The sequence below is a fragment of the Dictyoglomus sp. genome, assembly GCF_049968615.1.
Taxonomy (GTDB): Bacteria; Dictyoglomota; Dictyoglomia; order Dictyoglomales; family Dictyoglomaceae; genus Dictyoglomus; species Dictyoglomus turgidum.
Genome location: NZ_JBMFQK010000008.1, coordinates 13,858 through 35,392, shown reverse-complemented (window position 1 = coordinate 35,392; position 21,535 = coordinate 13,858). Strand labels below are relative to the sequence as shown.

At 34.2% G+C, this 21,535-nt stretch carries 20 protein-coding genes and 1 pseudogene; 9 read left to right on the top strand and 12 right to left on the bottom strand.

The features are described from left to right. Window positions 1–13 precede the first annotated feature (13 nt). Both ACP5QL_RS06675 and ACP5QL_RS06670 read left to right on the top strand, forming a co-directional pair. Window positions 14–1,132 carry a glycoside hydrolase family 18 protein gene (locus tag ACP5QL_RS06675; protein WP_424662347.1) on the top strand — a complete coding sequence of 373 codons (1,119 nt, stop codon included), beginning with the start codon at window positions 14–16 and terminating at the stop codon, window positions 1,130–1,132. 2 nt (window positions 1,133–1,134) lie between these two features. Beyond that, window positions 1,135–2,298, top strand: coding sequence for a GNAT family N-acetyltransferase (locus tag ACP5QL_RS06670; protein WP_272995946.1), 1,164 nt, complete (start codon window positions 1,135–1,137; stop codon window positions 2,296–2,298). A 182-nt stretch (window positions 2,299–2,480) separates the two neighbouring features. Here ACP5QL_RS06670 and ACP5QL_RS06665 read toward each other — a convergent pair whose 3' ends face one another. The 12 genes and pseudogenes from ACP5QL_RS06665 to ACP5QL_RS06610 all read right to left on the bottom strand — a co-directional run bounded on the left by ACP5QL_RS06665 (window position 2,481) and on the right by ACP5QL_RS06610 (window position 12,076). Then, entirely contained in the window at window positions 2,481–3,293 is an 813-nt protein-coding gene (locus tag ACP5QL_RS06665) for an ABC transporter permease (protein WP_012582899.1), read from the bottom strand. A gap of 10 nt (window positions 3,294–3,303) precedes the next feature. Next, complete coding sequence (locus tag ACP5QL_RS06660) at window positions 3,304–4,161, bottom strand: ABC transporter permease (RefSeq protein ID WP_273333209.1); 858 nt, start codon at window positions 4,159–4,161, stop codon at window positions 3,304–3,306. A 3-nt stretch (window positions 4,162–4,164) separates the two neighbouring features. After that, a complete protein-coding gene (locus tag ACP5QL_RS06655; RefSeq protein ID WP_272995943.1) occupies window positions 4,165–5,271 on the bottom strand; it encodes an ABC transporter ATP-binding protein in 1,107 nt (368 codons plus the stop codon). Window positions 5,272–5,334: 63 nt separating this feature from the next. Beyond that, window positions 5,335–6,492, bottom strand: a complete 1,158-nt coding sequence (locus ACP5QL_RS06650; protein ID WP_012582896.1) for an ABC transporter substrate-binding protein — start codon at window positions 6,490–6,492, stop codon at window positions 5,335–5,337. Between the two features lie 236 nt (window positions 6,493–6,728). After that, window positions 6,729–7,223 (bottom strand): hypothetical protein, encoded by a 495-nt coding sequence (locus ACP5QL_RS06645; RefSeq protein ID WP_272995941.1) that lies wholly within the window; start codon window positions 7,221–7,223, stop codon window positions 6,729–6,731. Between the two features lie 113 nt (window positions 7,224–7,336). Further along, the gene (locus tag ACP5QL_RS06640; protein ID WP_272995939.1) at window positions 7,337–7,639 is read right to left on the bottom strand and encodes a hypothetical protein; all 303 of its coding nucleotides are present in this window, start codon (window positions 7,637–7,639) and stop codon (window positions 7,337–7,339) included. A 736-nt stretch (window positions 7,640–8,375) separates the two neighbouring features. After that, window positions 8,376–9,767, bottom strand: coding sequence for a dihydrolipoyl dehydrogenase (lpdA, locus tag ACP5QL_RS06635; protein ID WP_428126294.1), 1,392 nt, complete (start codon window positions 9,765–9,767; stop codon window positions 8,376–8,378). A gap of 14 nt (window positions 9,768–9,781) precedes the next feature. Next, window positions 9,782–10,060, bottom strand: a complete 279-nt coding sequence (gene tusB / locus ACP5QL_RS06630) for a sulfurtransferase complex subunit TusB (protein WP_428126290.1) — start codon at window positions 10,058–10,060, stop codon at window positions 9,782–9,784. Window positions 10,061–10,074: 14 nt separating this feature from the next. After that, window positions 10,075–10,434: a DsrE family protein gene (locus tag ACP5QL_RS06625; RefSeq protein ID WP_272995934.1), complete on the bottom strand. Its 360-nt coding sequence runs from the start codon at window positions 10,432–10,434 to the stop codon at window positions 10,075–10,077. 14 nt (window positions 10,435–10,448) lie between these two features. Then, window positions 10,449–10,804, bottom strand: a pseudogene (locus tag ACP5QL_RS06620) (DsrE/DsrF/TusD sulfur relay family protein). A 12-nt stretch (window positions 10,805–10,816) separates the two neighbouring features. After that, complete coding sequence (locus tag ACP5QL_RS06615; protein WP_012582889.1) at window positions 10,817–11,809, bottom strand: YeeE/YedE family protein; 993 nt, start codon at window positions 11,807–11,809, stop codon at window positions 10,817–10,819. Window positions 11,810–11,839: 30 nt separating this feature from the next. Beyond that, entirely contained in the window at window positions 11,840–12,076 is a 237-nt protein-coding gene (locus ACP5QL_RS06610; RefSeq protein WP_272995931.1) for a sulfurtransferase TusA family protein, read from the bottom strand. 231 nt (window positions 12,077–12,307) lie between these two features. Between ACP5QL_RS06610 and ACP5QL_RS06605 the strand changes: the two genes are divergently transcribed. The 7 genes from ACP5QL_RS06605 (at window position 12,308) to ACP5QL_RS06575 (ending at window position 21,526) form a co-directional block, all read left to right on the top strand. Further along, on the top strand, window positions 12,308–13,315 hold the full coding sequence (locus tag ACP5QL_RS06605) for a LacI family DNA-binding transcriptional regulator (RefSeq protein ID WP_012582887.1): 1,008 nt from the start codon (window positions 12,308–12,310) through the stop codon (window positions 13,313–13,315). 81 nt (window positions 13,316–13,396) lie between these two features. Then, window positions 13,397–14,662: an ABC transporter substrate-binding protein gene (locus ACP5QL_RS06600; RefSeq protein WP_428126284.1), complete on the top strand. Its 1,266-nt coding sequence runs from the start codon at window positions 13,397–13,399 to the stop codon at window positions 14,660–14,662. 52 nt (window positions 14,663–14,714) lie between these two features. Beyond that, window positions 14,715–15,614, top strand: a complete 900-nt coding sequence (locus ACP5QL_RS06595; RefSeq protein ID WP_012582885.1) for a carbohydrate ABC transporter permease — start codon at window positions 14,715–14,717, stop codon at window positions 15,612–15,614. Beyond that, window positions 15,611–16,426: a carbohydrate ABC transporter permease gene (locus tag ACP5QL_RS06590; RefSeq protein WP_428126280.1), complete on the top strand. Its 816-nt coding sequence runs from the start codon at window positions 15,611–15,613 to the stop codon at window positions 16,424–16,426. Before ACP5QL_RS06595 ends, ACP5QL_RS06590 begins: the two co-directional genes overlap by 4 nt. Before the next feature lie 74 nt (window positions 16,427–16,500). Further along, window positions 16,501–18,552: a beta-galactosidase gene (locus ACP5QL_RS06585; protein ID WP_272996384.1), complete on the top strand. Its 2,052-nt coding sequence runs from the start codon at window positions 16,501–16,503 to the stop codon at window positions 18,550–18,552. 413 nt (window positions 18,553–18,965) lie between these two features. After that, window positions 18,966–19,652 (top strand): FadR/GntR family transcriptional regulator, encoded by a 687-nt coding sequence (locus tag ACP5QL_RS06580; RefSeq protein WP_012582881.1) that lies wholly within the window; start codon window positions 18,966–18,968, stop codon window positions 19,650–19,652. A gap of 20 nt (window positions 19,653–19,672) precedes the next feature. Continuing rightward, window positions 19,673–21,526, top strand: coding sequence for a glycoside hydrolase family 127 protein (locus ACP5QL_RS06575; RefSeq protein ID WP_428126275.1), 1,854 nt, complete (start codon window positions 19,673–19,675; stop codon window positions 21,524–21,526). The last annotated feature ends 9 nt before the right edge of the window (window positions 21,527–21,535 follow it).

The window sequence follows — 21,535 nt, the reverse complement described above, 5'->3', positions numbered from 1 at the left end:
GGGAGGTTTACAAATGTCTCCAAAAAGAATAGTTGCCTACTTCCCCGAGTGGAAAGTAAAGGATGAATACCTAAATTACTCCGTAGAAGATATTCCTTGGAAACTTCTAACTCACATAAATTATGCCTTCGCCAAAATCGTAGAGGGAAAATTACATCCCATTGAGGAAGATCTTTTTTATTCCAACATGGAAAAGATAAAAGAATATAAAAAAGAGTATAGAGATGTAAAGGTGTTGATTTCTGTAGGGGGATGGACAGATTCTGGAGAATTTTCTGATGTAGCATTAAATGAGGAAAATAGGAAAAAATTTGCAAAAAGCGCTTTAGAATTAATAAAAGAATTTAATCTTGACGGGGTAGATATTGACTGGGAATTTCCTGTGAGTGGAGGACTTCCTACTAATAAAGCTCGTCCTGAAGATAAAGAAAATTTTACCCTACTTTTAAAGACTTTAAGAGACGTACTAAAAGAAGAAAACGAGAATTATCTCCTTACCATAGCAGCACCAGCAAGTTATACTCAAATCCATAATACAGAACCAGATAAATACCACATATTTCTTGATTTCATAAACCTTATGACCTACGACTTTCATGGTATATGGGACAAATATACTAACCATCATTCTCCCCTTTATGGAAATCCTAAAGACCCTGATGAAAAAAGTAGAGAAAGGGCAAATTGTGATTTTGCAGTGAAGGAGTATTTAAAATTTGGCATACCTCCAGAGAAGATTGTTCTTGGGGTACCTTTTTATGGAAAAGGATGGATATGTGAAGATGATGGACATAATGGACTTTTTGCAAAAGTAAAAGGAATCCCTTATGGAATATTTGATAACGAGGATCATCCTTCAGGAAGTAACCCCTTCTTTTTCATAAAGGGAGTTATTGAAAATGACCCCAACTACATCAAGTTCAGAGATAAGTATGCAAAAGTTCCTTGGCTTTGGAATCCAAAAGAAAAAATTATGTACTCCTATGACGATGAAGAATCTATTTTAGAAAAATGCAATTATGTGATCAAGAATAATCTTGGGGGAATCATGTTCTGGGAGGTAACTCAAGACTATCCCTTCAAGGGACATACCTTAGTAAAGCTCATTCACCAAAAATTTTGGGAGGGATAAAGATGGAGATCATAAGATTAAATCCTTCTTATATGGATGAATTAATTGAGCTTTGGAGCCAATCTTTTGCTTTTCCCTATGAGCAGGTAAGCACATGGGTAAATGAAAAGAGCATAAGAAATTGTATAGGAGCCATTGAAAATAATAGATTAGTTTCAGCCTTAAATATCATCCCTATGGAGGGTTATGTAAGAGGAGAGCTTTTTTCTTTTTCAGGAATAGGGGGAGTGGCAACTTTCCCAGAAAAAAGAGGCAAAAATTATGTACATTATCTACTAAAAGAGTCTATAAGAATCTCTAAGGAAAGTGGTAGTGCTTTTTCTTCTTTATATCCCTTTTCTTTTGAATTTTACAGAAACTTTGGTTGGGAGCTTGGAGGATTCCAAAAAAGATATAAAAGAAAAACCTACTCTATACCTAAATTTTCTGAGATGGAAAAAGTAAAAAGGATACCTCTTGAAGACTGGAAAATTATAAAACCTGTATATGACAAACACTCTAAAAATTTTTCAGGTACCATAAAAAGAACTGAAGAAAGATGGGAAAGTATAATTTTTAGAACTCGTACTTTAACCTATCTTTACATCTATGAGGACAAAGATATAGAAGGATATCTTCTTTATAGTGTAGAAAAGACAAATATAAACAAAGTTGTGGTTAGAGAAATGATATGCCTGAATAACTCTGCCTATAGAGGATTTTTAAGCCTTTTTTCAAGACAAGCCATGACCATAGAAGAAGTTGAATGGACCGTTCCTCTCAATGACCTTTTACCTTTCATTCTTCCAAATCCAAGAGGTGAATGTCTTGTTGAACCAACTTTTATGATAAGGGTCATTGATGTGGAAAAAGCTCTTTCCTCGTTAAAATATGATGAGAATATAAAAGATAAGATTGTAATAAAAATTAAAGACGAGCATGCTAACTGGAATCATGGCATATGGGAAATAGAAATAGAAAATGGAAAAGTAAAATTAGAGAAAAAAGAAAATTTAGAACCCGAGATAGAACTCAATATAAATATTTTATCTCAGATAATTGCAGGAACCATTTCATCTCAAAAAGCTTATGAGCTTGGATACATAGAGGTCAATAATTTTAATTCTCTTCATAAATTCAATAATCTATTCCCAGAATATCCAACCTTTTGTTGGGATTACTTTTAAAAAAAAGCAGATCTTGTTGCTCCTAATTCTCTTGCTAACTCTTCTTTTGTCGCCTATAAATTCGTTGTTAAATGGAGGACTGTCCCTACAAAAGAGGATAATGTAACAATTACCTTAGCCTGTAGAAACTCTAAAATAAAGGGTATATAACTTCTAAAGGGGGAACTTGGATTTTGTTCCCCCTATTTTCCTCTATAAACAAACTGAGTAGGACTTGCAAACCTTAAAGCAATCACAAGAAAGGTCATCGTAATCAAGAAATATACCACTGCAAGAGCATCAATAGCTTGGGGTGGACGAGTTCCAGCAGCGTAAGCATCGTAATAAAGGGCTACTACTACCGTTTGAGACTTGGGGCCTGCTACTAAAAAGGTTAACTCAAACATAGCAATTGTTCTTACAATAGACAAAAGAGCAGAAGTAAAAATTCCTGGTATTATTAAAGGAAGAAGTACTTTAAAAAATGTCTGAAACCTATTAGCTCCTAAAATTCTTGCTGCAGACTCATAACTAATATCTATCTGTTCAATAAAAGGCGTCAAAATTAGAGTTACATAGGGGACTACCGGCACAAGGTTTGCAAGTATAACCCCAGAGAGTTTTGTTGCAAGTCTCAATTTATAAAGTAGTGCAGCAAGAGGGATGCCATAGGTCATTGGAGGAATCAACATAGGAAGTAATAAAAAGGATAAGATTACATTTTTGAGTCTAAAATCATATCTTGCTAAAACATAGGCTGTAGGAAGTCCAATTATTAGAGCTATTAAAGCCACTGAGATCGCTACTATGAAAGTGGCGTAAAGAAGTTGAGGAAGATCATGTTCTCTTGCCATATAGGCGTACCATTCAAAGGTAAATATTTTGGGAAATAATTCTCCATACCACTCTTTACTTAAAGAGTTTAAGACTACAGTAAGTATAATCCCAAGAATATTAAAAGAATATACTATTATAGTAAACCAAAAAAGTGCTTTTGATAAACCCATTCTTTTCATTTTACTCCCCCTATCCTTTTCCTGCTACTGTAGAGCCTCTGTATAATCCTTGCCTAATAAACATGACAATAAGTATAAATATTAGCTCTACTATCCCCATAATTATAGCCACAGCTGAAGACATATGAAAATTAAATTTTTCAAAAGCCCATTGAAAAGCGGAAATAGATATTACCCTTGTAGGTCCAGAAGGCTGGCCCAGAAGTACCGCAGAAGGAAAAACTGTAAAATTCATCACAAAATTTAAAGACATAGCCATAGTAATCCCAGGAAGCCATAGAGGAAGTATAACTTTCCAAAATATATGCCACCTGTTTGCTCCAAGCACACTTGCAGCCTTCTCCAAATTAGGATCTATACCGGAGATATAACCAAGAAGCATAAGAAAGACAAAAGGAAAACCTTGAATAATAAGAGCTATCAAAACCCCCCAATAATTATGGGTCAATTTCACAGGTTTATCAGTAATTCTTAAAAACATCAAAAGTTTATTCAACCATCCATTAGGTCCCATATAAGTAAGCATACCTTCAGCAATAAATACACTTCCTAAGGTTATAGGAAGAATCAGCAACAAGGTAACAAATTTTTCGCCTCTTACTCCATGCCTCATATAATAAGCAAGAGGTATAGCAATCAATATGCTTAACAAAGTAGCAGGAATGGCTATTTTTAATGTAATCCATATGGTATTAGCATCCCAAGGATCACTAAAAAAGCGTATAAAATTTTCTAAAGTAAAATTGCCCTTTTCATCAGTTAAACTAAGATTTAGTCCATATAAAAAAGGATAAATAAACAGGAAGGATAAATAAAAAAAGGCAGGGAGCAGAAACAAGAGTATAGTAATAATATTACGTCTTCCCATAGTTTAATCCTCCCCGGAGAAGACGAGAATTCTTTCAGGAGGTATCCAGATTTTCACATTATCTCCAGGTTTTAGACTTATATCTGCATCCTTAGAAATTTCTATATTTATTCCATCAGAAGTTATGCCCCAAAACTGCTTATGTTGTCCTAAATATTCTATAACATCAATCTTTACTTCTATATTGTTTTCTGGACCTTCTCCTAACTCTATATCTTCAGGTCTTACAGATATATATGGTTTTTTATTGTTTTCAAAGATATTTCTTACATGGACTTTGTATTTCTCATGAAGAATAGCTTTTAGATTTATATTCCCCAAATTAATATGAACTTCTCTATCTCCTTCAAATCTTGAAATCTTTACCTCCCAGATATTTCTAAATCCCAAAAAATTTGCCACAAATAAGTTAGCAGGGTAAGAATAAATTTCTTCAGGAGTTCCTATTTGCTGAATTTTACCTTTATTAAGCACTACAATTCTGTCGGATAAAGCTAAAGCTTCTTGCTGATCATGAGTAACATAAATTGTAGTTATTTTCAATCTCTCATGCAGAGCTTTAAGCTCATATCTCATTTCAATTCTTAAAAGGGCATCTAAATTAGATAAAGGCTCATCAAGAAGCATCACCCTTGGTTCCATTACAATACATCTTGCAAGAGCAACTCTTTGCTGTTCTCCTCCTGAAAGCTGTCTTGGGTATTTGTTGATATGCTCCTCTAAATGGACCATTTTTAAGGCATCTATAACTTTTTCTTTAACTATATCCTTAGGTAGTTTTCTCAATTTTAAACCAAAAGCCACATTATCAAAAACGCTTAAGTGAGGAAATAAAGCATAATTTTGAAATACCATCCCAAAATTTCTTCTTTCAGGAGGAACAAATTTCTTTCCATCATCAAGACATTCATCATCAATATAAATACTCCCTCCATCTATAGGAACTAATCCAGCAATACAATTTAAAACAGTGGATTTACCAGAGCCAGAAGGACCTAATAAGGTTACAAATTCTCCATTTTTAATCGTCAGATTAAAATTATCTACAACCTTTTTGTTTCCATAATATTTATTTAATCCTGTAATTCTAAGCTCATTAAATTCCCTCATTTTTGCCCCCTATATTTCCAAGATTTTTTCTTTTACCCCCCTCCTTACTCGTCAATTTATCTTTTACTTAACCTTTGCTCCTATCATTCTATCCCACATATCAAATGCTTCTACAAGCTCCTTTGCACCAAGTTGTGTGGTTGATGGAAATTCCTTTATAGCCCTTTCATACTCTGTTCTCATGGCTGCTTTTATCTTATCCTGAGTCTCCTTTGGAGCAGCACTTAATGGTACACCCTTAATTGCAGGGCCAGGATAAAAATAGCCATCATCATAGGTTAGTGCTTGCATCTCAGCCCTCAAAAGCCATGACATAAGTTGTAGTGTAGCTCTCTTTCTTGCCTCATCAAGCCCCTTAGGCATACACATGAAGTGGGCATCTGTAACCCAAGTAGTATTCTTTAAGAAAAATGCCTTAAAATTTGAAGGAATCACACCCAATATTCTTTGATTCATATCCCAACCAAGATGGCTTGCTATAATCCATCTTGTACCTTCCGCTAATTCTCTAAAAGTTATAGCTGTCCCTGTAGGATAATAATCTATATATTTATCAAGCTCTTTAAGGTATGCCCATGTCTTTTCCCAAGTTTTAGGATCCTTTGGATTCTTATCTCCAAGAATATAAGGTAAACCCTGCAAGAAAGCTCTTCCAGGTCCAGAATTAGCAGGTCTTGCATACATAAACTTTCCTGGATTTTGCTTAGCCCATTCAAGTAATTCTTCGGCAGTTTGTGGAACCCTTTTAACCTTCTCAGGATTATAAGTAAACATAGGACCACCAGGACAATAGGTTACTACTATTCCATAACCTTTAAAAAGATCAAAAGCAGCTTTTGCTCCAGGTAAATATCTACTTTCTAAGTTTGGAAAATATTGTTTATAAGTGGGGTAAATGTTCTCCCAAAGATCCATTTCAAGACCAGAAGCCATAGCATCATATCCAGTAAGCACCATAGTAGTTGTAACATTTCCTGCCATTTGCTGTGCCTTTATCTTTGCTGGAAGTTCTGGAGCTGTAGCTTTAAGATATTCGATATCTTCGATTAAATCGGGATGAGCTTTTTTAAAAGCTTCAATGGCTGTTTTTGTTAATTGTAAATTACCTGCCACATCTATAATACTAAGTCTTACTTTTTTAGTCTGAGCTCCTAAATTAGCAATCATCAAAAATAAAAGAGTTATGGTTAGGATCACAAAAAGAATACTTTTCTTCCTCATAAGACACCTCCCACTTATTTTTAATTAAGTATACCATGTTGATAAAAGTTTAAAAATATGTCCTAAAAATTAATTTCATAAAGCCTAAAACCTGATAGAATGAAGACATATAAAGGTTTATTAAGAATTAACTAAGGATATTTTAAAACGGCAATTTTTACGCAAAAAGAAATTATTTCTATAAACTAAAAATAAAAGAGGGAGGCATTGCTGCCTTCCTCTTAAAGCTTAATTAATTACCTCAAATTCATCCTGAAGGTAAGAATATTTATACAATCAATTACTGCTCCTTTTATTACAGAGCTTCCTGAGACAAAATCTCCGAAAAACCACATTCCATTTTTCACAACTCCAGTTTGGTCAAATAATACTTCATTTCCCAGTTGATCAAATACTCTTACAGCCACTACTGCTTCTCCTTGAACTGTAGTAATTGGAACTATAGGCCATATAGGTAAAATAAGAAACACCCAATTAAAACTTCTTCTACTGTTTGCGCTTACAATTATAAGATCAAGCATATAGTTTGCTTCATCCTTATTTCCTGTAACCACATATCCCTTAGACATCAAGATATCAATTAGTTTTGCTCTTGCAGGCTCAATTAATCCACCATCTGGACTGTTTATTTTGTTAATGTAAATCTTAGGACTTGTTTGAGCAAAATTAAGGCTAAAAAGAAGGACTAAAGTTAAAAAAGCACTAAGAAAAATTTTAGAGTACCTCTTCATAAACCTTCACCTCCAAATTTTAGTCTAACCCTATAATAAAAAATATAGGGGTCAAAATTGGTCCCTTAAAAAATGAGTATAAAGAAGTTTTAGTTTTATAAAAAATTTAATAGCTATAAAATGCGGTATCGTTGATTAGAGATATAAATTCCTATAAAAAGTCCGCCAAGAATTAGTTCCAATATCAAAAAGAAAATTTCCTTATAAGACAGCACTATTCCAAAGAGTAAATAAGGGGTAAATTGAAAAACAAACAAAATTATTAACTGGATCCCCGTTATAAGCAAGAACTTATAAAAAACTTTCTTATTCTTTCTATAAAAACTCTCAAGATAAACAATAAAACCAAGAGCAATAAAAGAAAGAGCAATAAATAAAAACTTATCTATCACATTTATAAGATAAAAATCCCGCATTAGAAAAGAAAAGACCTTTAGATAAAAACCTCTTGAGTAGAGGAGTAAATATATCGTTATCCCTGATGAAATAATCCAAAAAAGATAATTAATCATACATGTACAAGGATCTGAAAATCTATATCATCAATTTTATCATAAGAACTAATCCCTGCTGACCTTGTCTCCATTATACAATTTTCTATAATGACCTTTTCACAAAACCTCTCCCAATTAGTAATTCCTGTCAAGGCAATACACTCATCTCTACATTAAGAGCAAGAATTTATAAAAAAGGTTGATATTTTGGCAATCATAAAGGAAAATAGGCTGAGATTGAGAAATTTTAATTCCTTTCCCCTCTATAGAAATATTCTCTCCTCAGAGAGTGCATACAAAAAAGAAGTCACTTCTTCCCAAAGATATGATAATATCCATTTCAAAAGTTCCCAATAAAAAAGGTGCCACAGGCTCAACGGACCCTACTCAGCCTCTCCCTTGCACCCTCTGAGACCTTTCATCCCAGATTCTTCCAGATTTCACAGAGGTACCGAGCTTTATCAATACCCCTGTTACTTTCTAGATCTCAAGTACTTAGTAAGGGTTTTTACCCCTTACCTTTCCTTGAGCCTCCGGGACTTACTTAGTCCCAGCCAAGTGCACTCAGGAGCCTTTCGGACCCCTTGATGCCTGTGGCAATTATAATTTTAACACAACTTTAAAAATTGTCAAGGGGTCCGAAAAAAAATTTTTAAAATTATCTCCTTAAGTAAATATGTACCACACTCCCAAGGGGCACTTTTACAGCCTCCATTATAGCTTCGGGTAGTGTGGGATGAGTATGAATAGTATCCGCTACATCATCAAGGGTCAGATTATTTTGTATAGCAAGGGCAAGTTCAGCGATCATTACTGAAGCCTCAGGGCCTATAATTTGAGCTCCTATTATTACTTTATCTTCTTTTCTTGCAACCACCTTTACAAAACCATCGGTAGCATTCATGGATACTGCTTTTCCATTAGCAGAAAATGGAAATTCTCCTGTTATTACATCTATACCTTGTTCTTTTGCCTCTTCCTCGGTAAGACCACAGGCTGCAATTTCTGGAGATGAGAATATGGCCCAGGGTACTACTCTATAATCCATCTTTTTATTTTCTCCTGCAATGATCTCTGCTACTACTTCTCCTTCCTTCATTGCCTTGTGAGCAAGCAAAAGTCCACCTATAACATCACCTATAGCATATACATTTTTAACATTTGTCCTTAGATATTCATCCACTACTATTCTTCCCCTATCCACATTAACTCCTATGTTTTCAAGCCCTATATTGTCTGAATTTAATTTTCTTCCTATGGAAACTAAAACCTTTTCGCTCTCCAAAACTTCTCCTGTAGATAAAGTAGAATAAACTTTTCCATCTTTTACTTCCACACTTTCTATTTTTGCTCCTACCTTAACCTCAATACCTTTTTTGTTTAATATTCTCTGAAGGTAATTTGCTACTTTTTTATCCTTCAAAGTTGGAACTACTTGAGGCATCATTTCTACTATGGTAACCTTAGTACCAAAAGTACTATAAAAGGTTGCAAATTCAATACCAATAGCACCTGCTCCTATGATTACTATATCCTTAGGTATTTCTCCAAGAGTCAAAGCATCATCAGAAGTTAAGACATTTTTTCCATCAATTTTAAAGGTAGGAATCATAGCTGGTTCTGAGCCTGTAGCAATTACAATATTTTCTCCTTGAACTATTTCTTTACCTTCGGAAGTTTCTATTTCTACTGTTTCATTGTCAATTATTCTACCTCTTCCCTTTTTTATTACTACTTTTCTTGACTTTAACAAGTATTCAACCCCTGATACAAGTTTTTTTACTACATTTTCCTTCCAAGAGTAGATACCATTTACATCAAAAGAATAAGAGTCTACATTTACACCAAAATTTTTTGCTTCCTTTACGGTATGAAATACCTCTGCACTCTTTAGAAGAGCCTTAGTAGGAATACAACCTCTATTCAGACAAGTCCCACCAAGCTCCCTTGCCTCAATGATACATACCTTTTTCCCTAAGTCTGCTGCCCTTATAGCTCCCACATAACCTCCAGATCCTGCCCCTAAAAATATCACATCAAACTTTTCCATCCCCTTTAATCCTCCTACGAAATTATTTTTTCATTCTTTTCTATTAATTCTACCCATTCTTCATAGTCTATACAAGGGAAAAGGCTTAAACTCTCAGAATATCCCCTTGCTTCTAAATCCTCTTTTAAAGCAAAAACTGAAACTCCACTTTTAATAAACTCTTTTGTAGTCTCATCTATAGCATATAAAACCCCATCCTGAACAAAAAGAATAGTGTCTCCCTCTACTGCAAGTTCTATAATTCTTTTACTAATTTCTTCCCTTGGACTTTTCTTTATAATTATTAATGCCATATCTTTTCACCCCTTTAGAAGATTATTACCCTATCAAAGGAATGGATAAATTCTGAAACTTCATTCTGAGATATAATCTTTGCTTTCCATGTGGGCTCAACATCTTCTTCTTTTATTTTTCTCTTTTCCAAATCTTCTTTCACTACATAAATTGGAGTTCCATATCTTTCAAGATATTTAAAGGACATACTCAAAGAGAGACACCCTAAATTTTCAGGATGGGTATTTTTATTTACTGCTACCACTGCATCTTCCATAAGGAGAATAGAAGGCTCCAGATCTTCTCCATACATACCAAAGGCACTTCTTAGTGCCTCATTTACCCATATAGATCCAGCTGGACTCTGGTAAACTACAAAGAGAACTCTTTTCATAAATATTTCCTCCCTTATGGCATCAAGTTTACATATCTGTCTGCATTAAATATTAAAGAAGCCATCTCTGGAACACCAGAGAATTTTGGACCTTCTACAGCATTCTCAGAACTAATACCTCTATACTCAGCACAAAGGCCACAAATATGTATTTCAACTCCCTTTTCAGAAAGTTCTTTCATCTTCAAAGGAATATTCCTATCAACCCTTAAAGGTTTTACCTTTGAGTTTATCGAAAGCACTGAATCGGCAAACAAGAAGATGGATACTTTATGACCCCTTTTAAAAGTGCTGCTTCTGCAAGATGAATAGCTGTATCCAAATCCTCATAGGTATAAGGTGGAACATTTACTTGAATAACAATATACATAATCTTAACCTCCTATTTTCTTGCATATAAATACCAATACATGAACCAATTACCAAGTACAAAAAAGATTGTAGCAAGGATAGAACTCAAAGCAAGATGGGGGAGTCCAGATAATATATGACCTATATTACAACCAGCAGCAACCCCTGCTCCAAAACCCATCAAGATCCCACCAAGAATAACTTGTAAATATGTCTTTGGATCCTTGGGAACTCTTAATTTAAATTCCTTAGAAGCAACAGCAGATATAAATGCACCTATAATTATTCCAAGAACCTCCATTCCAATCCAATTATAGGGAACTCCTGCTACAGTACCTTTCAAAAGATTTACCCATCCACCAGTAATCCCAAGGGCATAAGTCTTTTGAGATAAATATCCAAGGATCCCTACAACTCCAAGGGCAATTCCACCTGTAAGCCAGTTTAATCCCGAAACTTGCCTTTCGGTAGTCTTAGTGCCCCAAATATAAACAGCAAGAAGAATTGCAAAAATAATAGCTACAATCCAGGGATTTATACCAAAAACATTTGCAATAGTTGGACTAACCTTTCCTTCTACTGCGTTGTATATACCTGGATCTTGCATAGTTACAGTAATAGGAGATCCAAACCAAGAATTAACAAAATTCAAGACCCCACCTCTCACTGCTGCGGCAGTAACTCCAAAGGAAAGACCCGCTAAAATTGCAGTAATGTATCCCTCTCCAATTCTATAAGTCACACCACTGGCGCATCCACCTGCAAGAACCATACCCATTCCAAATAAAAATCCACCTATAATTTGAGCCAATGGAATAAAGGGAAGAGGATTAAGCTTTATCCATCCCAAAGACGCCACAAGATGAAAACCAAGGGTTTCTAAAAGAATAGCTACAGCAGCCATCTTAGCAAGGTAATTGTCTTTATTAAACTTAATATCCCTTATAGCAGAGTTAAAGCACATCCTTGATCTCTGCAAAACTACGCCAAAAAGAATACCCACTATTAAACCTTGCCAAATCATTCATAATCCCTCCCCTTTAGTTAATTTTACTTATAATTTCTTAATGAGAATTCTCCATTCGCTTGGTCCTATTTCCTCAATAGCCAAAACTTCTCCTCCTACCTCTTTAACCCCTTGAGGAATCCTTTCCTTAGAGAGAGGATAATCAATAAGAACCTCAAGAATCTCTCCAGACTGCATTGTCTTCAGCTTTCTTTTGGTTTCCACATCAGGAACTGGACAAACCTCTCCTCTCACGTCAAGGGTATAGTTAGGTTTTACATCCATAAAAAATTACCTCCAAATCGTTAAAACTTTAACGATATATTATAAATATGCTTATTTAATTAGTCAAGATATTAATATAATTAATAAAATTTGATAAAAATTAGATTAAAATATTTAGAAGTAAAATGTTCGATAAAAATATTCATGAAATTTTCATTAAAAATAACTTAAAAGTTCTATTGAATTTTTCATAAAAATTTTTTATAATTTTAAAGTAGAGGGGTGACATAGATGTCAAGAAGTAAAAAGAAAGTAACCATAAGCGATATAGCTAAAAAGGCAGGAGTCTCTGTAGGAACTGTATCAAGAGTATTGAATAAGGCAGACAATGTAAACGAAGAAATAAAAGAAAAAGTGTTAAAAGCTGCAATTACATTAGGATATGAAATGGAGATAAAAAGGAGAGGTACTCTTGGGACAGTAGGATTTGTAATAAGGGAACTGGAAAACGATCCTACTCAAAATGTTTACTTCTCAGCCATATTAAGAGGAGCGCAAAAAAGAACTGAAGAATTAGGGGGAAGATTAATATACACAGTAGTTCAAAACACCGACGATAAAATTAGAGAAGTGGTTTCAAAAGTTAAAAGCCTAAAGGTAGACGCCCTACTCTTAGTAAATTTATCCAACGCTAAATTAGTAGAAGAAATACTAAAATTATCCATACCCTCAGTAGTAATGGAAGACTATTTCCCTGAATTGGAGGTAGATTGTATAACTACTGATGCCTTTGACGGAGCATGTAAAGTCGCCAAATTTCTCTTAGAAAAACACAAAAAAATTGCCTTTATTGATGGGCCTCAAGATCAATATGATGTAGTTCAAAGAGCAGCAGGCTTTATCTTTACCTTAGAAAGAATGGGAAATCCTATAGATCCAGACCTTATTGAATATAGTGATTTATTGCCAGAAGGTGGTTATAGAGCCATGAAAAAACTTTTAGAAAAAGGAAAAAAATTCACAGCCGTATATTGCACCAACGATCATTCTGCTATTGGGGCTATAAGAGCTATTAAAGAAGAGGGATTAAGAATTCCAGAAGATATATCTATTGTGGGAAATGATGATATAGATATAGCTCAACATTTAGATCCTCCATTGACCACTGTAAGGGTATTTAGAGAAACTCTTGGCAAAGTAGCAGTAGATCACTTATATAACAGAATTATTAATCCCTATGATGTGGTTCTAAAAATTGTAATTCCTGAAGAGTTAGTAATAAGAAAAAGTACTATCTAAGGGGAGGTGATACTTTAAAAAAGTTTAAAGTCAAAAATTTTCAATTTTCTCTTTTCAAAATCTTTTAAGGGGGAGTGAGGTATGAAAAAATTTTCAATTATTCTAATTACTTTATTCGTTTTAGTTCTTTTAAGTATTGGCGGGGCTCAGGAGAAACCAAAAATCACCATATGGGCATGGGATCCTAACTTTAACATCCCAATAATGCAAGAAGCTGCACAAAGATATAAGAAAATTAATCCTAATGTAGATTTTGATATAGTAAGTATGGCTAAAGCAGATGTAGAGCAAAAATTAAATACTGTTCTTGCCTCTGGAGTAAAAACTAATCTCCCAGAAATAGTATTAATAGAAGACTACAATGCCCAAAAATATTTAACCTCTTATCCAGGTGCCTTTGCAGATCTTACTAACCATTTCAACTATAAAGAATTTGCCCCATATAAAGTACAACTTATGACTGTAAAAGGAAGAGTATATGGTGTTCCTTTTGACTCAGGAGTTACAGGTTGGTTCTATAGAAGAGATTACTTCAAACAAGCAGGACTTGATCCAGCAAAACTTCAAAATATAACTTGGGAAAAATTCATAGAAATCGGAAGAACTTTAAAACAAAAAACTGGAAAATACATGATATCTGGAGATCCATTTGATGGAGGATTAATGAGAATATTATTGCACTCCGCTGGAAGCTGGTACTTTGATAAAGATGGAAATATCATCATATCCAATAACGAAGTACTAAAAGAAGCTGTAAAACTTTACAAGACTCTAAGAGATTCTGGAATATCAAAAGAAGTTAGCGGATGGAATGAATGGGTTGCATCTTTTAATAGTGGTGAGGTTGCTTCTGTAATCACCGGAGTATGGATCATAGGTTCTATTAAGGCTGCAAAAGATCAATCTGGTAAATGGGGCGTACTTCCTATTCCAAGACTTAACGTTCCTGGAGCAGTAAATGCGTCTAACCTTGGTGGATCTAGTTGGTATGTGCTCCAAAACTCCAGGTATAGAGACGTAGCTATAGACTTCTTAAAACAAATATATGCAAAAGATGTGGATTTCTATCAGAAGATATTAATTGAAAGAGGAGCTGTAGGAACATGGCTGCCTGCTCAAAGAGGATCCGCCTATACTGCAGCTGATCCATTCTTTGGAAATCAAAAAGTATTCACCTACTTCTCTACATGGATGAGGAAGGTTCCTGCTATTAATTTTGGACTTTACACCTATGAAGCAGATGCAGCTATAATGGGAGTAATGCCTGATGTGTACAATGGGAAATTGACAATTGATGAAGCTCTCAAAAAAGCAGAAGAACAACTTAAGAATACCATAGGTAAGTAATATTTGGGGGGAAGTTTAAACTTCCCCCTTTCCAAAAGGGGGAATTTAAAAAATGAAAATTACATATAAAAGATATCTTGACCTATGGGGATGGTTATTTGTCATATTTGCTTTATTCTTATTAACTCTTTTTCTTTTATATCCTATTTTTTACTCTTTATATCTTTCTACTTTTACCACAAGAGGAATAGTTCAAACTTTTGTCGGCTTTGGAAATTACCTAAGACTAATTAAAGACTCAAATTTTATCCTTGCTCTTAAAAACACTCTTATCATTTTAATAATTCAAGTTCCTATAATGCTTTTCTTAGCTTTAATTCTTGCTGTCATATTGAATAATCAGAAGATAAAGTTTAATGGATTTTTTAGAACCGCTATTTTTCTTCCTGCAGTAACCTCTTTAGTAGCTTATACAGTGCTTTTTAAAATGATGTTTACCACCGACGGCCTGATAAATAGATTTTTAATCTCCTTAGGACTAATATCTAAGCCTATTCCATGGCTTTTGGATCCTTTTTGGGCAAAGGTAACTTTAATTTTTGCGCTTACATGGAGATGGACAGGCTATAATATGATTTTTTATCTTGCTGGCCTTCAAAACATCCCTACCGAGATATATGAAGCAGCAGAAATAGATGGTGCAAACAAATCTGTTCAATTTTTTAAAATCACTATTCCTCTGCTCAAACCAATTATCATATTTACATCTATAATGTCCACTATAGGTACTTTACAACTTTTTGATGAACCTATGAACCTTGCAGCAGGTGTAGTTACCGGATCAAGTGTAGGACCAGGAAACTCACTTCTTACTCCTTCGGTATATATTTATAATATTTGCTTTAAGTATGCACCAAACTTTGGTTATGCCTCAGCAGTCTCCTATATTTTAGTTTTAATTGTTGCTATTTTATCCTTCATCCAATTAAGAACGGTAGGTGAAAGAGAATGAAAAGGTTAAAAACAAGTACTATTTTTACTTATTTATTTCTCATAATAGTATCTTTTATCTCTCTTTTTCCATTTATATGGATGATCATCGGAACTACTAATAAATCAGTAGATATTTTGAGAGGCAAGTTTACTTTTGGAAACAATCTATTAGAAAATTTTCAAAATCTTTTAGCAAGTTATAATTTAGGAAAAATTCTCATAAATTCCCTAAAGATATCATTAATAGTTACTGTGGGTGCTTTATTGATTTCCTCCTTAGCAGCCTATGGATTTGAAATCTATGCATCCAACATTAGAGAAAAAATATACTCTATAATCCTTGGAACCATGATGATTCCCTTTGCAGCTCTCATGGTTCCACTCTTTAAATTGATGACCTCCTTCAATCTTATTGACTCCCATTGGGGAGTTATCCTACCCATGCTTTCCTCAGTATTCCTTATCTTCTTCTTTAGACAAAATTTCAAGATGTATCCAAAAGAAATTATCATGGCAGCAAGAGTTGATGGAGCAAACGAATTACAAATATTTTTCTCTATTGTTTTTCCTTCTATGAGATCTGCTTATGCAGCAGGTGCTATTTGGGCATTTATGAATAGCTGGAATTCTTACCTTTGGCCCTTAGTAATTCTACAGAGCGAAGAGAAGAAAACTATGACCTTACTTATATCCACATTAGCCTCTGGCTACACGCCAGATTTTGGCGTAATAATGACTGCTGTAGTTATAGCTACTTTACCAATGATTATTGTATTCTTTACCTTACAAAATTACTTTATACAAAGCATCTTAGGTTCCATGAAACAATAAAGAAAAGCTTTACATCAAAAAATACTTTGCTCTATCATAATAATCATATATAAAAAAACGAGGAGGTATTTTTTATGATAAATCCGAAACTGCCCTACATTTGGTATGGTGGAGACTACAATCCTGAGCAATGGGACAAAGAAGTATGGAAAGAAGATGTAAGACTTTTTAAGCTTGCAAACATAAATATTGCCACAGTGAACGTTTTCTCCTGGGCACTTTTACAACCATCAGAAGATATATATGACTTCTCTATGCTTGACGAAATCATAAACAATTTATGGGAAAATGGTATTCATATATGTCTTGCAACTTCAACAGCTTCTCAACCCCATTGGATGTCGGTAAAATATCCTGAAATTCTTCCTGTGGACATTAACGGGCATAAGAGAGAACATGGAGGAAGAGTAAATTTTTGTCCTAACAGCAAAATATATAGGTATTTTGCAGGAAAACTTGTAGAAAAACTTGCCGAAAGATATGCTAACCATCCAGGAATAGTAGCATGGCATATAGCTAACGAATATGGGACTTATTGTTTCTGTGAAAATTGTGTGAAGGAATTTAGAGATTGGCTAAAAAAGAAATATGGAACCTTAGAAGAACTTAACAAAAGATGGTACACTACCTTCTGGAGTCAGACCTTTTATGATTGGAATGAGATTAATGCACCTACTCTAAGAAGCGTAATGTTTCATCATTGGTGGACAGGAAAATTATCCACAGTAGCCCAAGGAATGGTTCTTGATTATTATCGCTTTATGTCGGAAAGTATCTTAGAATGTTATCTCAACGAATACAATATCATCAAAAAATATAACCCTAATATACCTGTAACCACAAATCTTATGGGTGCCTTTAAACCCCTTAATTACTTTGAATGGGCAAAACATATGGATGTAGTTTCCTGGGATAGTTATCCATACCTTACCGATGATTACGTAAACATCGCCTTTAGGCACTCCCTTATGAGGGGATTAAAGCAAGGTGAACCCTTTATGCTTATGGAACAAACCCCAAGCCAAACTAACTGGCAACCTTACTGCTATATAAAAAGGCCAAAAGTAATGAGGCTTCAGAGCTATCAGGCCATAGCACAAGGAGCAGATACTGTAATGTTCTTTCAGTTAAGACAATCAAGGGGTGGACCAGAAAAATTCCATGGTGCGGTAATATCTCATGCAGGACACGAAAATACAAGGGTTTTTAAAGAAGTAAAAGAATTAGGGGAAGAACTTAAAAAATTAGGAGATACTATCCTTGGAAGTAGAGTAAAATCTCAAACAGCGGTAGTTTTTGATTGGGAAAATTGGTGGGCTCTTGAAAATTCTCAAGGTCCAAGTACTGCCATAAATTATGTAGAAGGAGTTGAAAAATATTTTAGAGCCATCTTTGAAAATACCTTAGGGGTGGATGTGATAGGAGTAGAAGACAACTTTGAAAAATATAAATTAATTGTTGCTCCTCTTTTATATATGGTAAAAGAAGAATGGGCAGAAAAAATAAAGAATTATGTTAGAAAAGGTGGAATTTTTATAACCACAACCTTAAGTGGACTTGTAAATGAAAATGATTTAGTTTATCTTGGTGGATATCCTAAGCCTTTAAGAGATGTTCTTGGAATTTGGGTAGAAGAATTTGATGCCCTTCCTCCTGAAATGAAAAATGAAATTATAATACAAGATGAGTTCAAAAAAGAATTTTCAAAAGAAAAGTATGAATGCAATTTAGTATTTGACGTAATTCACTTGGAAAGTAATAATGCTAAAGCCATTGGAGTTTACAGTAAAGATTATTATCAAGGATATCCGTGTATAACGGTAAACAAATATGGGGAAGGATATGCGTACTATATTGGCACATTCCCATCGAAGGATTTTTTGAAAGAATTTGTAAAATATTTATCAAAAACACATAATATAGAGCCTATCTTAAAAGATGTTCCATATGGATTAGAAATAACTCAAAGGGTAAAAGATGGAAAAACTTTTACCTTTGTACTAAACCACACGGAAGAAATAAAAACTATAAATATAGGTTCTAAGAGAAAAGATTTACTTTCAGGAAAAGAATTTGAAGGCTTAATTGATATTCACCCAAGAGAGGTTTTAATCCTTGAGGGGTAAAACAAAAAGAGAAGGGCTTAAATGCCCTTCTCTAACTAAAATACTTGTATTCTGCAATACGTTTTGAAACTGCCCCTTTTTAGCTCTGTGAGAAGTTCACATTCCTAAATATTCTCTTTATTCCTTTTCTTGACAAAAAAAATTTTTTAAGGTATATTTAAACCTAAAGTGGTATGACCACTTTACCAATAAGGAGGTGAAATTAAAAATTTCCTTTTTAGTAAACTTTTAGGAAGGGGGATCAAAGATGAAAAGAGTATTATTAATTCTTTTGATTCTCATTGTTAGTTTAGTTTTTGTAAGTCCATCAGCAGAAGTTGTAGTTATAAAGTATGCACAGTAGAATTCACACTTATTCCAGAAGCAGAATATTCTCAGACATCAAGTAAGAAAACATTTAAAGGAGGTTTAAAATGAAGCCTGTAACAAGAACAAAGCTCACAGAAAGTATAATAAAAGCCATTATGGAATATGTAAACTCTCAAAATTTAAAGGTTGGAGATAGACTGCCCTCAGAGAGAGATCTCTCAAAAGCCCTTAAAGTTAGCAGGCCTCTACTCAGAGAGGCCATAAGAGTAATGGAGGGGCTAAATTTAATAGAAGTAAAGCCAGGGAGTGGAATATTCATTAAAAATCCCTTAGGGCCAGATTTTTCTTATTTAGTCTTGCATATTGATTTACAAGAAAAAGAGAGATTATTAGAGACATTAAAAGTAAGAAAAGTTTTAGAAAAATTAGCAATTGAGGAAACATTAAAAAATATCGATCCAGAAAAACTTAGTAGACTGGAAAAGTTATTAACAACTCTTGAAGAAGCAATAAGAAGAGGGGATTCAGGCTTAGAAGAAATTTGGAATTACTATAGTACAATTTACCAATTTTCTAATAATAAATTCCTGTTTAGTTTTTTAGATGGCTTAAAAAATATTTATCTTTCATGGATTGATCCACAAGAGAATCCAGTATTCGCAGAAAAAACTTATTCTTATCATCGAGAGTTATTTGAAGCTATAAAAAATAAAGATCTAAACAAAATCAGTTTATTAATTGATAGGTTTTACAAAATCTGGCAAGAAGAGATTGAAAAAAGGTATCGTTAATAAGATAAGGAGGTAAAACTATGCCCGATACTTTCATTATAAATACCACAAATAGTCCCTATTCAAAGCTACTCCCTGTAGCCATATCAGAAGTAAGCTTTACCGATGGGCTTCTTGCAGAAAGATTAAGAACCATAAAAGAAATCACCATACCAACCCAATACGAACTTTTGGAGCAGACTCAAAGGCTTTTTAATTTTAGAAGAGCTGCAGGGAAAACCCAAGGAGATTATTTTGGGTTTTTCTTTAACGATACTGATGTTTATAAATGGATTGAAGCAGTATCCTATACTTTAATATGGGAATGGGACGACGACTTAGACAAACTATTGGATCAGGTAATTGAAGAGATTAAATTGGCTCAAGATGAGGATGGATATTTAGACACCTATTTTACCTTTGAAAGAAAAAAGGAAAGATGGACAAACCTTAAGGATATGCACGAGTTATACTGCGCAGGACATCTTATTCAAGCAGCTGTAGCCCATCACCGAGCAACAGGGAAAACCAATCTACTTGAAGTAGCAATAAAGTTTGCAGATCATATTGACTCGGTTTTTGGTCCTGGGAAAAGAGAAGGTACTAGTGGACATCCTGAAATTGAGATGGCACTTGTGGAACTTTTCCGAGAAACAAGAGACTATAGGTACTTAAATTTAGCAAAATTCTTTATAGATGAAAGAGGAAAAGGTCTTGTCGGAGGAGATTTATATCACATAGATCATAAGCCTTTTAGAGATTTGGATGAGATAGTAGGTCATGCAGTAAGATCCCTTTACTTAAACTGTGGAGCTACAGATCTCTACTTAGAGATTGGTGATATCTCCATACTAAACGCCTTAGAGAGACTTTGGAGAAACTTTACTGAAAGAAAGATGTATATCACAGGAGGTGCTGGAGCAAGATACGAAGGAGAATCCTTTGGAGAAGAGTATGAGCTTCCCAATGAAACAGCTTATGCAGAGACCTGTGCAGCCATTGCAAGCTTCATGTGGAACTACCGAATGCTCTTTGCCATACCCGAAGGTAGATTTGCAGATATCATGGAACAAACCCTTTACAATGGATTACTTTCAGGAATCTCCTTGGACGGTATGCATTACTTTTATGTAAATCCTCTTGCTGATAATGGAAAGCATAGAAGACAAAAATGGTTTGCCTGTGCCTGTTGTCCTCCTAACATTGCAAGGCTTATTGCAAGCCTTCCAGGATATGTGTACACAAAATCTTATGAAGGTATATGGCTTCATTTATATACACCCAATAAAGCCAAAATTGAATGGAATAACAGTATTATAGAAATGGAAGTAAAAACCAATTATCCATGGGATGGAGAGATTGATATAACAATAAATAGTGATGCTCACTTCTCACTCTTTTTAAGAGTCCCTGGTTGGGCAAAAGGATATTCCATATTTGTAAACCATAAAGATGAAGAACCACAAATAGTAAATGGTTATGCAAAGATAGAAAGGGATTGGAAAAAAGGAGATAATATAAGAATAAGTTTAGATATGAAGCCAGAAATTATAGTTTCTAATCCAAAAGTAAAAGACAATATTGGAAAAATTGCGGTAAAAAGAGGCCCTATTGTTTATTGCATAGAGCAAATAGATAACAATTTCCCTATATGTGATTTAGAAGTAGATATAGAAAAAGACCTCGTCCCAATATATTCGGAAATACTTAAAGGAGTCGTAACTATAAAAGGAAAAGGATATATTCCTGAGAAGGATCTGTGGAAAAAGAATTTATACCTACCTAAAAAGGTCCTTAACTCAAAAAGAATTGAGGTAGAATTTACCTTAATACCCTATTATGCATGGGCAAATAGAGAACAGGGTCCTATGCAGGTATGGATAAGAAAGGCATAAAGGGGAGGA